General features: G+C 71.9%; 8 protein-coding genes and 1 pseudogene. 5 read left to right on the top strand and 4 right to left on the bottom strand.

All coding sequences use genetic code 11. The features are described from left to right. Positions 1-94: 94 nt before the first annotated feature. From Y09_RS04465 to Y09_RS04450, 4 genes and pseudogenes are all read left to right on the top strand, one after another. Positions 95-1,792, top strand: coding sequence for a hypothetical protein (locus tag Y09_RS04465; RefSeq protein WP_053916442.1), 1,698 nt, complete (start codon positions 95-97; stop codon positions 1,790-1,792). 40 nt (positions 1,793-1,832) lie between these two features. Beyond that, a complete protein-coding gene (locus tag Y09_RS04460; protein WP_053916441.1) occupies positions 1,833-3,146 on the top strand; it encodes a uracil-xanthine permease family protein in 1,314 nt (437 codons plus the stop codon). Between the two features lie 15 nt (positions 3,147-3,161). Beyond that, positions 3,162-3,329: pseudogene (locus Y09_RS04455) on the top strand (iron chelate uptake ABC transporter family permease subunit); the annotation flags it as partial. A gap of 195 nt (positions 3,330-3,524) precedes the next feature. Beyond that, positions 3,525-5,438: a BCCT family transporter gene (locus tag Y09_RS04450; RefSeq protein WP_053916440.1), complete on the top strand. Its 1,914-nt coding sequence runs from the start codon at positions 3,525-3,527 to the stop codon at positions 5,436-5,438. A 37-nt stretch (positions 5,439-5,475) separates the two neighbouring features. On the opposite strand, the gene Y09_RS04445 is transcribed toward Y09_RS04450, so the two are convergent. From Y09_RS04445 to Y09_RS04430, 4 genes are all read right to left on the bottom strand, one after another. Continuing rightward, positions 5,476-6,504, bottom strand: coding sequence for an ornithine cyclodeaminase (locus tag Y09_RS04445; RefSeq protein WP_053916439.1), 1,029 nt, complete (start codon positions 6,502-6,504; stop codon positions 5,476-5,478). A 124-nt stretch (positions 6,505-6,628) separates the two neighbouring features. After that, positions 6,629-7,651 (bottom strand): alcohol dehydrogenase AdhP, encoded by a 1,023-nt coding sequence (gene adhP / locus Y09_RS04440; RefSeq protein WP_053916438.1) that lies wholly within the window; start codon positions 7,649-7,651, stop codon positions 6,629-6,631. Between the two features lie 166 nt (positions 7,652-7,817). After that, on the bottom strand, positions 7,818-9,341 hold the full coding sequence (gene adh, locus Y09_RS04435; RefSeq protein WP_053916437.1) for an aldehyde dehydrogenase: 1,524 nt from the start codon (positions 9,339-9,341) through the stop codon (positions 7,818-7,820). A gap of 94 nt (positions 9,342-9,435) precedes the next feature. Beyond that, entirely contained in the window at positions 9,436-10,698 is a 1,263-nt protein-coding gene (locus tag Y09_RS04430) for a helix-turn-helix domain-containing protein (protein WP_053916436.1), read from the bottom strand. Positions 10,699-10,935: 237 nt separating this feature from the next. Between Y09_RS04430 and Y09_RS04425 the strand changes: the two genes are divergently transcribed. Next, positions 10,936-12,552 carry an NAD-dependent epimerase/dehydratase family protein gene (locus Y09_RS04425; protein ID WP_053916435.1) on the top strand — a complete coding sequence of 539 codons (1,617 nt, stop codon included), beginning with the start codon at positions 10,936-10,938 and terminating at the stop codon, positions 12,550-12,552. Positions 12,553-12,769 lie beyond the last annotated feature (217 nt).

The raw sequence follows: 12,769 nt of genomic DNA, 5'->3' as shown, positions 1-12,769 counted from the left end.
CGACGGCCCCAGCGCCCCTGCGCTCCCTAGGATGCGAGGGGCAGGCTTGCGCCCGGGCGACCGTCCGGGCGACGAACAGCAGGAGAGAAGGTCGATGGACAGGGATCCGCGCTCGGAGGAGGACCAGGACGCCGACTGGATCTTCGCCATCGACGACCCCCACAGCCTCCCCACCGATCGCCTCCCCGGCCGCGAGGAGTTCGACCGCTACGCCCAGCCGCTGCTCGCTCGCCGCGGGCAGGGCCCGGCGCTGCCGGACCAGGACCGCTCCGGCGCCGAGCCCGACGCGGTCACCGGCGCGATCCCCGCCGTGGACGGCGAGGAGGACGGCTCCGACGGGACCGACGACGGCACCGTCGCCCCGCTCGCCCGCCCCCGCGTCGTCTCCTACGCCCGGTCGGGCACCACCCCGAACGCCGAGGACGACGAGATCCCGATCGCCGGCTTCCAGCTGCCGGAGCGCTTCAAGGACCTGGGCCTGTTCGACGCGCTGCGCGACGTGCTCGCCCTGATCTGCCTCACCTCCGCCCTCACCACGACGTTCACCGTCGCGGACAACCCGGTCCTGGACCTGCTGGGCCGGATCTCGATCGGCGTCGCGCTCGTCGCGCTGGTCGCCGTCCACGCCCTGCGCTGGATCCCCGCCGCGCCGCCGCTGCGCGCGATCCGGACGCTGCGCGTGGCGGGCATGGCCCCCGCCCTCGCCATCGCCCTGCTCGTGCTCGGCGCGGACCTCGTCCTCTCCCTCCCGGTGCTCTTCGCTCCCCTGCCCGACGGGCCTCCCGTCGGGATCGGCGTCGGCGTCTCCCTGCTGCTGCTCGGCGCGATCCTCGGCATCGAGCCGCGCGCCCACGAGGGCTATCTCCCGCAGGAGCGGGCCCGTCGTGCCGCTCGACGGCTGCTCCTCGGGGTCGGGATCGCCGCGGCGGCCGCGCTGCTGCTGGCGCTGGTGATGATCGTCGGCCGCCTGTTCACCACCGGCTGGGCGTTCTCGCTGATGACCTTCGCGAACACGCTGATCTCCGCGCTGCTGCTGGCCGTGGTGCTCGCCTCCGCGCTGCGCCGGGAGCGCTCCTGGTACGTCTTCTCCACCGCCGTCGTCGCCGGGCTCGCGATCGCGGCGCTGGCCGACAACACCCTCGGGCTGCAGTTCGCCGCCCCGATCAGCGTCGCTCGCGGCTTCGTCTACCTGCCCTTCCTCCTCGCCGCGCTGGGGCTGATGATCTCCCGCTCCTTCGTGCGCTCCATGCCGCTGTCGTTCCGCCGCACCGACTGGCTGGTGTACTCGGTGCGCGCCCTCGAGCTCAGCGCCCTGATGCACTCCGCCGCGGTGCTGTGGCACCTGATGGGCGCCCTCGCGGCGACCTCTGTGCCCCGCCCCGGCGGCCCCGTCCTCCACCTGGCCGACGCCGCGGTCTGCGCCTGCTTCGTGGTGGTCTCCGTCTTCGGCCGCACCGCGCTGCTCTCCCGCCCCGCGGTCAGCGCCCGGGCCAGCGGGGTCGTCGCCTCGCTCGTCCTGGTCGTCGTCGGCTTCCTCGACGTCATCGTCAGCTCGATCGCGACCGCGAGCGGCGCGGGCCTGGTCACCGGCGGCGTCGCCCTCGTGCTCGGCATCGCCACCGCGCTCATGCTCACGGTCCCCGCCCCCGTGCGGGACGAGTTCGGCGCCCCGGACATCACCCGCATGTTCGCCGACTTCCGCGCCCGCGACAACGGCCGCGTCTCCCTCCTCGACCTGGTCCCCGACGTCTCCGGCGCCACCGCCGAGCGGAAGATCTTCCCCGGCCGCTGACCGGCCCGCCGGCCCCGTCCCTCCCCACCCCTGGAGAACCATGTTCCGCTGGAGCCTGCACGGAGACGGCCGCACCGTCGCCCCCGACGCGATCGTCCTGCCCGAGGAGCGGCTCGCCTGGCCGCTGACGATCGGGATCGGCGCCCAGCACGTCATCGCGATGTTCGGCGCGACCTTCCTGGTCCCCGTCATCACAGGCTTCCCGCCCTCGACCACGCTGCTCTTCTCCGGCATCGGCACCCTGCTGTTCCTCACGATCACCAGGAACCGGGTGCCCAGCTATCTCGGCTCCTCCTTCGCGTTCATCGCCCCGATCACCGCCTCCACCCAGGCCGACTCGATGGGCGCCGCGCTCGGCGGGGTGCTGGTCACCGGCGTGCTGCTGGCCCTGCTGGGCCTGCTCGTGCAGCGGATCGGCACGGGCTGGATCGGCCGACTCATGCCGCCGGTGGTAATGGGCTCGATCGTCGCCCTGATCGGCCTGAACCTGGTGCCCACCACCTACCAGAACAACTTCTCGCAGGCCCCGGTCACCGCGACCCTCACCCTGATCGCGATCCTGCTGTGCACCGCCCTGTTCCGAGGGCTGCTGGGACGGATCAGCGTGCTGGTCGGCGTGGTCGTCGGCTACCTGATCGCGCTCGCCCGCGGCGAGGTCGACTTCACCCCGGTGCGGGAGGCGGCCTGGCTGGGCCTGCCCGAGTTCCACCACCCGACCTTCGACCTGGGCCTGCTGCCGATCTTCCTGCCCGTGATCGTGGTGCTGCTGGCGGAGAACGTCGGCCACGTGACCAGCGTCGGCACCATGACCGGGAAGAACCTCGACCACATGGTGGGCCGCACCCTCTTCGCCGACGGCGCCGCGACCGCGCTGTCGGCCACCTTCGGCGGCTCGCCGACGACCACCTACGGCGAGAACATCGGCGTCATGAGCGCCACGCGCGTCTACTCCACCGCCGCGTACTGGGTCGCGGGCCTCGCCGCGATCGGCCTGTCGCTCTCCCCGAAGGTCGGCGCGCTGATCAACACCATCCCCCCGGGCGTGCTCGGCGGCGTGACCTTCGTGCTCTACGGACTGATCGCGATCGTCGGCTTCCGCATGTGGATCGACGGGAAGGTCGACTTCGCCCGCCCCGTGAACCAGATGACCGCGGGCGTCGCCCTCGTCATCGCGATCGCGGACCTGCACTGGGAGGTCGGCGGCTTCGCCTTCACCGGCATCGCGCTGGGGACCGTGGCGGCGCTGGCCATCTTCCACGGCATGCGCGGCATCGGCCGCCTCACCGGGACCGAGCGCGGCCCGGCCGACGGGCGCGCCGACCAGGATCAGGAGTCTGCTCGACTCCGGCGATGAGGTGCGACGGGAGCGCACCCGCGTGCGCTCCCCGTCGCGATGCTGTCGGGAGGGGTGCTGGTCGCCCTCGCGGACGTGCTCGGGCGCACCCTGATCGCGCCCGCCCAAGTGCCCGCCGGGCTCATGGTCTCGCTGATCGGGGCGCCGTACCTGGTCTGGCTGCTCTGGCGCTCGCGAGTGTGATGAGCCACGTGCGCCGGGTCGGGCATGTGAGTTCCCCGACCGTCGCGCCGGACGGCGCAACAGCGCGTGGAAGCGTGCTGAACTGCGCAGATGCCGGTTGTCCGACCTTCGAACTCTGGATCGGCCTATTCTCGACATACCCTGGTCGTCCTGCACAGTTGGTGGGAATCCGATAGTCGACAAGAAGGGACCGCTATGAGCAGCTCAGGTCACGACCAGGGAGCGGAGGTGCCCGCGCAGGGCCCCGACATCTCCGCATGGCCCGAAGAGCTCCCCAGGACCGTTCATCTCCCCCGGTCCCAGCAGATCGCCACCGACGACTCCGACGACGAGATCACCGAGAAGCTGCGCCGACAGGGCGCGCGCATCAGCAAGGGCACGATCGCGCCGGCCGTGTTCTGGCCCGCGATGGCCGTGATCCTCGGCGTCGCACTGCTGTCGGTGCTGTTCCCCGAGAGCGCCGGCGACGTGATGGAGACCTCGCAGGGCTGGATCGTGGCGAACCTCGGCTGGTTCTACATGCTGGCCATCGGAGTCTTCGTCGCCTTCGCGATCATCGTCGCGCTGTCCTCCTGGGGTTCGATCCGCCTCGGCCGGGACGACGACGAGCCCGAATTCGGGCTGCTGTCCTGGTTCGCGATGCTGTTCTCCGCCGGCATGGGCGTGGGCCTGGTCTTCTACGGCGTCGCCGAGCCGCTGAGCTACACCACCACCGCGCCGAAGCCCGGCTGGGACGTCGAGGGCGTCGAGGCCTCGGGCCTCGCGATGGCGCAGACCTTCCTGCACTGGGGCCTGCACCCCTGGGCCGCCTACGCCGTGATCGGCCTGGCCATCGCCTACGCGATGCACCGCCGCGGCCGCCCCGTCTCCATCCGCTGGGCTCTCGAGCCGATCTTCGGCGACCGGGTGAAGGGCTGGGTCGGCGACGTGATCGACGTGCTCGCCATCTTCGGCACCGTCTTCGGCATCGCGACCTCGCTGGGCCTCGGTGCCCAGCAGATCGCTGCCGGCATGCAGGCCATCGGCCTGGTCGACGAGGTCTCCACGAACTTCCTGGTGATCCTGATCGTGGTGATCACCCTCTTCGCGACGCTCTCCGTGGTCAGCGGTGTCGGCGCCGGCATCAAGTGGCTCTCCAACGGCAACCTGACCCTCGCGGGCCTGCTCGCTGTCGCCGCGCTGCTGTTCGGCCCCACGGTGTTCATCTTCCAGAACTTCGTGGAGTCCCTCGGTATCTACCTCAGCGAGGTCTTCCACCTGACCCTCGACGTCGGCGCGTACACCCGCTCCGAGGAGGCGCAGAGCTGGTTCGCCGGAAACACCCTGTTCTACTGGGGCTGGTGGATCGCCTGGGCGCCCTTCGTCGGCGTCTTCATCGCCCGCATCTCCAAGGGCCGCACCGTGCGCCAGTTCGTGGCCGGCGTGCTGCTGGTCCCGACCGTGGTGGGAATGATCTGGTTCTCGATCTGGGGCGGCAACGGCCTGTTCCGCCAGTGGTTCGGCGCCGGCGACCTCGGTGACATCACCGCCGAGGAATCGATGTTCCGCATCTTCGAGCAGTTCCCTGCCACCCAGCTGCTGTCGGTGCTCGGCATCGTCCTGGTCGCGGTCTTCTTCGTGACCTCCTCCGACTCGGGCTCACTCGTCGTGGACATGCTCGCCTCGGGCGGACACCCGAACCCGCCGATGTGGTCGCGCGTGCTGTGGGCGCTGCTCGAGGGCCTGCTCGCCGCGGCGCTGCTGCTCTCGGGCGGCCTGACCTCCCTGCAGGCGGGCTCGCTGATCACCGCGCTGCCGTTCAGCGTGATCCTGCTGCTGATGTGCGTGGCGCTGGTGAAGGCGCTCAGCCTGGACCGGGCGGTGCTCTCCGAGCACGAGCGGCTCGCCCGCCTGGAGCGGGTCACCGCGCACATCACCGGCGAGGTGAGCCGCACCCACGCCTCGACCGACGAGATCGCCTCGCTGGTCGACGACCGCATCGACTACCGCCTCACCCGCACCCGCGGCGGCATCGGTCGCGGCGGACACCGGACGCGGGTCGGCGGGCGAGGCGCGGAGAGTGAACCCAGCGCCCCGAGCGCGCCGAGCGCGACCCCCGCGGAGGACTGACCCTCCCCGCTTCCCTCGCCGACGGCCGGCGCCCTGCTCAGGGCGCCGGCCGTCGGTCCGTCACGAGGGAGAAGAGGTCCTTCGGATCGTCGGGGTCGGCGATCATGTCGATCCAGCCCAGCAGGTCCGTGCCGGAGGTGGCGTCCAGCGCGCAGCGCAGCGCCGAGAAGTCCCCGAGCGCGAAGCCGACGGAGTCCAGCACCGTCACCTCCTGGTCGGAGGTGCGCCCGGGGGCGTCCCCGGCGAGGATCCGCCACAGCTCCGTGACCTCGAAGTCCTCCGGCAGCTGCTGGATCTCGCCCTCGATCCGGGTCTGCGGCGCGTACTCGACCACCACCCGCGCGTCCTCGAGGATCGCCGGGTCCAGCTCGGTCTTGCCGGGGCAGTCCCCGCCGATCGCGTTCAGGTGCATGCCGGGCCGGACCTGCTCGCGGTGCAGCACCGCGGCTCGGGCCTTGTCCGCCGTGCAGGTGGTGACGACGTCGGCGCCCTCGAGCGCCTCCTCGACCGTGGGGGCGGCATGGACGCGGAAGCCGAGCGGCTCGAGGTTGCGCCGCACCTTCTCCACGGCCGCGGCGTCGAGGTCCATCACGCGCAGCTGCTCGATCCCGAGCACGGTCCGCATCGCCAGCGCCTGGAACTCGGCCTGGGAGCCCGCCCCGATCAGGGCGTGGACGCGCGCGCCGGGACGGGCGAGCTCCCGCGCGGCCAGCGCCGACATCGCCGCGGTGCGCAGCGCGGTCAGCAGCGTCATCTCCGCGAAGAGGATCGGGTAGCCGTTGTCGACGTCGGCGAGCACGCCGAAGGCGGTGACCGTCTGGAGGCCCCGGGCGGGGTTGTGGGGATGGCCGTTGACGTACTTGAACGAGTACAGCTCCCGGTCGGTGATCGGCATCAGCTCGATCACGCCGTGCGGGGTGTGGCTGGCCAGACGCGGGACCTTCTCGAACTCCTCCCAGCGCAGCAGATCGGACTCGAGATAGCGCACGAGTCCGGCGAGGACGGTGTCGAGGCCGTCGCGGCGGATCCAGCGGACGGTGCCGGGGACGTCGAGCAGGTGAGGCATGGTTCTCATCTCCTGTCGGGGGGCGCGTCGTCGCGCGGGGGTCGAGGAGTGCTCCACCCCCAGCGTAGGCCGACGGGCGGGCCGACCGGCGCGGAACCGGTCGACCCGCCCGTCGGCGGCGTGCTCAGTACTCGATGACGACGCGGCCGTCGATCTTCCCCTCCCTCATCTCGCCGAAGATCTGGTTGATGTCCTCCAGCGAGCGGCGGGAATAGGTGGGGTGGATCTTCCCGGCCGCGTAGAACTCGATCGCCTCGGCGAGGTCCTGACGGGTGCCGACGATCGAGCCGCGGATCGTCAGGCCCTTCAGCACGATGTCGAAGATCGGGGCGGGGAAGTCCCCGGGGGGCAGGCCGTTGAACACGATCGTCCCGCCGCGGCGGGTCATGCCGATCGCCTGCCCGAACGCCTTGGGGTGCACGGCGGTGACGAGCACGCCGTGGCTGCCGCCGACCTGCTCCTGGATCGCCTCGACCGGGTCGACCCGGCTCGCGTCCACCACGATCTCCGCGCCGTGCTTGGTGGCGAGGTCGAGCTTCTCCTGGGCGATGTCCACCGCGATCACGCGCATCCCCATCGCCACCGCGTACTGCACCGCGATGTGGCCGAGCCCGCCGATCCCGGAGATCACGACCCACTGGCCGGGCCGCACCTCGGTGCGCTTGAGACCCTTGTACACCGTCACCCCGGCGCACAGCACGGGAGCGATCTCGTAGGGATCGGCGCCCTCGGGGATGCGGGCGGCGAACTTGGTCTCCACCAGCATGTACTGCCCGAAGGAGCCGTCGACGCTGTAGCCGCCGTTGTTCTGCTCCTCGCAGAGGGTCTCCCAGCCGGTGCGGCAGTACTGGCAGTCGCCGCAGACGCTCCACAGCCAGGCGTTTCCGATCAGGTCGCCGACCTTCACGTCGGTGACGCCCTCGCCGACCTTCTCGACCGTGCCCACGCCTTCGTGCCCGGGCACGAAGGGCGGGGACGGCTTGACGGGCCAGTCGCCCTCGGCGGCGTGCAGGTCGGTGTGGCACACGCCTGAGGAGATCAGCTTGACGAGAGCCTGGCCGGGGCCGGGCTCGGGCAGCGTGTACTCCTCGACGGACAGGTCCCGTCCGAACTCGTGGACGACGGCGGCGGTCATGGTGGTGGGCATGCGGGTCTCCTTGATCGGCCCGTCTCCGGGCTGGGATGGGAGAGGTCGCTCCGCGCGGCGCGCAGGGACCTCTGGGTCGTGAAGGGGTGGGGCCGGCGGGGGCGGGGCGTGGCGCACGCGGCGCGGCCTGACCGCCCCCGTCGGACGATCATGTCTCCCGGACGGCTCAGAAGAAGCCGAGCTTGTTCTCCGAGTAGCTCACCAGCAGGTTCTTGGTCTGCTGGTAGTGGTCGAGCATCATCAGGTGGTTCTCGCGGCCGATGCCGGAGGACTTGTAGCCGCCGAACGCGGAGTGCGCCGGGTAGGAGTGGTAGTTGTTCACCCATACGCGTCCGGCCTGGATGGCGCGGCCGGCGCGGTAGATGATGTTCTGCTGCCGGCTCCACACGCCTGAGCCCAGCCCGTACAGGGTGTCGTTCGCGATCGAGATCGCCTGCTCGTAGTCGCTGAACGAGGTCAGCGCCAGCACCGGCCCGAAGATCTCCTCCTGGAAGATCCGCATGGAGTTGTCGCCGCGGAACACGGTGGGGGTGACGTAGTAGCCGCCGGAGAGGTCGCCGCCGAGGTCGGCGCGCTCGCCGCCCGTGAGCAGCTCGGCGCCCTCCTGCTTGCCGATGTCGATGTAGGAGAGGATCTTCTCGAGCTGGTCGTTGCTGGCCTGCGCGCCGATCATGGTGTCGGTGTCCAGCGGGTCGCCCTGCTTCGTGGCCTCGACGCGCTTCAGCCCGTCGGCGACGAAGGAGTCGAAGATGCTCTCCTGCACCAGGGCGCGCGCGGGGCAGGTGCACACCTCGCCCTGGTTCAGGGAGAACATCGCGAAGCCTTCGAGCGCCTTGTCGTAGTAGGCGTCGTCCTGCGAGGCGACGTCCTCGAAGAAGATGTTCGGGCTCTTGCCGCCGAGCTCCAGCGTGACCGGGATGAGGTTCTGGCTCGCGTACTGCATGATGAGCCGGCCCGTGGTGGTCTCGCCGGTGAAGGCGATCTTGGCGATGCGCTTGTTGGAGGCGAGCGGCTTGCCTGCCTCGACGCCGAAGCCGTTGATGATGTTCAGCACGCCGTCGGGCAGCAGGTCGCCGATCAGCTCGGCGAGCACCAGGATCGAGGCGGGGGTCTGCTCGGCGGGCTTGAGCACGATGGCGTTGCCGGCGGCGAGGGCGGGGGCGAGCTTCCACACCGCCATCAGCAGCGGGAAGTTCCAGGGGATGATCTGCCCGACCACGCCGAGCGGCTCGTGGAAGTGGTACGCGACGGTGTCGTCGTCGATCTGGGAGAGCGCGCCCTCCTGGGCGCGGATCGCGCCGGCGAAGTAGCGGAAGTGGTCGACCGCCAGCGGCAGGTCAGCGTTCAGGCACTCGCGGATCGCCTTGCCGTTGTCCCATGTCTCGGCGACGGCGAGCATCTCGAGGTTCTCCTCGATGCGGTCGGCGATCTTGTTCAGGATCACCGCGCGCTCGGCGACCGACGTCTTCCCCCAGGCGGGGGCGGCGGCGTGGGCGGCGTCGAGGGCGAGCTCGACGTCCTCGGCGGTGGAGCGCGCGACCTCGGTGAAGATCTGGCCGGTGACGGGAGAGGGGTTCTCGAAGTACTCGCCCTTCACGGGCGGCACCCACTGCCCTCCGATGTAGTTCTCGTAGCGGGGCTTGAAGGTGACCTTCGCACCTTCTGTGCCGGGGCGTGCGTAGACAGTCATGGCATTCCCTTCTGCGGTCGACGTCGTCGTCGGTGCGTCGAGCGTAATCCACGTCACGTTGCATGCACGTTGCGCGGGCGCTGCGACCGCGACGTCAGGCCGTCTCGCCCCGCAGCTCCCGGGCCCGGCTCGCGGCGGCCGTCCGCTCGGGAGCGTCGGCCGGGGCGATCTGCAGGATCGTCATGAGCACCTCGAGGTCGTGCGCGGCTTCGGGCCGCTGCGCGTAGGCCCACAGCTGCGCGGCGCCGCCGCTCCCGAGCACGAGCTCTCGCAGATGGTCGTCCACCTGGGCGCTCAGACGACGGATCACGGGAGCGTCGGAGCCGGGCAGCAGCTCGCCGCTCCAGTGTGCGAGCGCCGTGTCCAGGTCGCCGCGCGCGAGGGCGGACCGTGTCTGCTGCAGGTCGCTGTCGACCTCGCCCTGAAGTCGGTAGGGGCGTGAGGCGATCGCGGGCCCGCCGTTCACCTCGAGCACGCGCCGCAGGCGCACCACCTCGGCGCGGACGGTGCTCTCGGCGGAGGCGCCGCCGTGGAGGTCCTCGGCGAGTTCGGCCCCGCGCACCCCGTCGGGGGCCAGGTGCAGGAGGGTCAGCAGCTCGGCGTGGCGACCGCTGAGCTCGACGGCGCCGTCGCCGAGGAGGAGCTGTGGGGTGCGCCGTCCGGTGAGCAGCAGGTGGGCGGGCGCGGCGGGGGCGCGTCCCGCGCCCTGTGCGCGCAGCTCCGCCTGGAGAGCGCGCGAGGTCGCGCGAAGCAGCGGCAGCACCAGGGGCGCGACCGCGTCCGCGCTGCCGGTGACGTCGAGCACCCCGATCGTCGACCCGGTGCGCGGGTCCAGCACCGGCACGGCGCTGCAGCTCCACGGATGCACCGCCTCGTGGAAGTGCTCCGCGCCCACCACCTGGGTGGGCGAGCCGGTGGTGAGGGCGAGCGCGGGGGCGGAGGTGCCCATCGCGGGCTCGGACCAGTCGGCGCCCGCGGCGAAGCCCATCGCATCGGCCCGGGAGGTCACGGAGGAGCGGCCCTCGACCCAGAGCAGCCGGCCCTCCGCGTCGCCGAGCGCGACCACGAGCCCCGCGTCGACGGCCGGCTCGATCAGTCGCGAGCGCAGCAGGGGAAGCATCGCGGAGAAGGGATGCGCGCGGCGAGCCCGGGCGAGCTCGTCGCCCTCGAGCACGGCGCGCGCGGTGCCCGCGCCGGCGGGCAGCGCGGCCAGCGAGCGCCGCCACGAGTCCAGCACCGGGGCGCGCACCGGCCATGGCGCCGCGTCCGGCGCGGTGCTCGCGCGCAGATCCTCATGCGCTCGCCGCAGCTGCGCCTGGTAGACGGAATCCGTCGGCGACCAGTCGGTGACGGTCATCCTGCCTCGCTCACGATCCACCTCGTCGTCGTTCGTGCCACAGGTGCGATGACGGTACCCCGGCGGGGGAGGGGTCGCAACGAGATCCGGCGCGGCCGGACACGGGTCGAGGAGGAGACCGAGCGGTCGGCGTCCGAGCCCCTCCCTTCTCTGTGCGGTCCCGGCGACCTAGGTTGGGATGAGCCCGCAGGTGCCATCACCCCACCGCGTACTCGGTGGGCAGAGGAGGAGCACGCCATGAGAGTCGCCGTCATCGGAGCCACGGGGAACGTCGGGACCGAGGTGCTCGCAGCCCTCGCCCGCCGGCCCGAGGTCACCTCGGTCCTCGGGATCGCGCGACGCCTCCCCGTGCGCACCGAGGAGCCGTACGCGAGCGCGCAGTGGGCCGCGATCGACATCGGGGGCGCGACGCCTGCGCAGGAGGCGATCGCCGAGCTCACCGAGGCGCTGCGTGGAGCGGACGCCGTCATCCATCTCGCCTGGCTGATCCAGCCCAACTCTCACCGGGACCTCCTGCGCCGGGTGAACGTCGAGGGGACGGCGCACGTGGGCCGGGCCGCCGCAAAGGCGGGGGTCGGCACGCTGGTGGTCGCCTCCTCGGTCGGTGCCTATTCTCCGTCCCCGGGACGGGAGGTCCGTGACGAGTCGTGGCCGACGGGCGGCGTGCGCACCTCCCACTACAGCGTGGACAAGGTCGCCCAGGAGCAGGTTCTCGACGAGATCGAGCGTAGGCACCCCGCGATGACGCTCACCCGCCTGCGCCCCGCGCTGATCTTCCACGGGGACGCCGGCTCCGAGATCCAGCGCTACTTCCTGGGCCGATGGATGCCCGTGCAGCTGCTGCGCGCCGGGCGGCCGCCGCTGCTCCCGCTGCCGCGCGGGCTGCGGATCCAGGCGGTGCACGCCCGCGACGTCGCCGAGGCGTACGCCGCCGCGGCCGTGGCAGAGGTGCCCGGCGCCTTCAACATCTGCGCGGACGATGTGCTCGACGTGCAGGACCTGGCCCGTCTCGTGGGGACGGGGCGAGCGATCAAGCTGCCCGTGCCCGCGGTGCGCGCCGCGCTCGCCGCGGGGCACCGCGCGGGACTGGTCGCCGCCGACCCCGGATGGGTGGACATGGGCATGAACGTGCCCGTGATGGACAACGGCCGTGCCGAGCGCGAGCTGGGCTGGCGGCCCCGTCACAGCGCCGCCGACGCCCTCTCCGAGCTCCTCGAGGGGATGGCCGACGGCCGCGGCACCGGCTCGGTGCCGATGCGTCCGCGCGACAGCCGACGGGCGCGCCTCCCGGTCGGCGGGATCGCCGCGGGCGAGGGAGGGGGCGGCGACGCCGGGCCCTCGCCGCGGATCGACGCCGGGCTCCTCGGCCTCTACCTCTCCGACCACCTCACCGGGGCCACCGCCGGCGCCGCGCGCATCGACCGGATGGCGGCCGACTACGTGGACACCCCGGTCCATACCGTGCTCTCCTCGATCGCCGAGCAGATCCGTGCCGAGCGGCGCTTCCTCCAGCAGGTCATCGACGACCTCGGGCTGCGGCGCCGACCCCACCGGCAGGCCGCGGCCTGGCTCGGCGAGCATGCGGGCCGTCTGAAGAGCAACGGGCGGCTCGTCGCGCGCTCCCCGACGACGATGGTGCTCGAGGCGGAGCTGATGCGCAGCGCGGTGATCGGCAAGCGGGGCAGCTGGCTCACCCTCGCCGACAACGCCCAGGATCTCGGACTGGACGAGGAGGGGTTCCGCGAGTTCGCCGAGCAGGCACTGCACCAGTTCGAGCAGCTCGAGGCGGTCCACGCCTACGCCCGCCGGCGCGCGTTCCGCACCGACCGCGGGACCTTCGCCCCGCCGGACTGATCGGGACGAGGCGCAGGGCGGTACGGTCGGTCCGTGACGAGCGCACGGACCTCCCTGTCCCTGTACCTCGACCGTCTCATTGCAGCGCTGTCCATGCCGACGGGCTCCGCCGCGCCGCATGACGCGATCCCGGACTCGGCATCCCGGAGGACGATCCGTCCTGGAGCGGACGCGCCGAGGCCGTCGACGAGGTCCTCGCCCCCCACGGCTTCGACGC

The sequence above is a fragment of the Brachybacterium sp. SW0106-09 genome (assembly GCF_001293905.1).
GTDB lineage: Bacteria > Actinomycetota > Actinomycetes > Actinomycetales > Dermabacteraceae > Brachybacterium > Brachybacterium conglomeratum.
The sequence above is the reverse complement of the archived record's forward strand: the minus strand, read 5'-3'. Positions and strand labels throughout refer to the sequence as shown.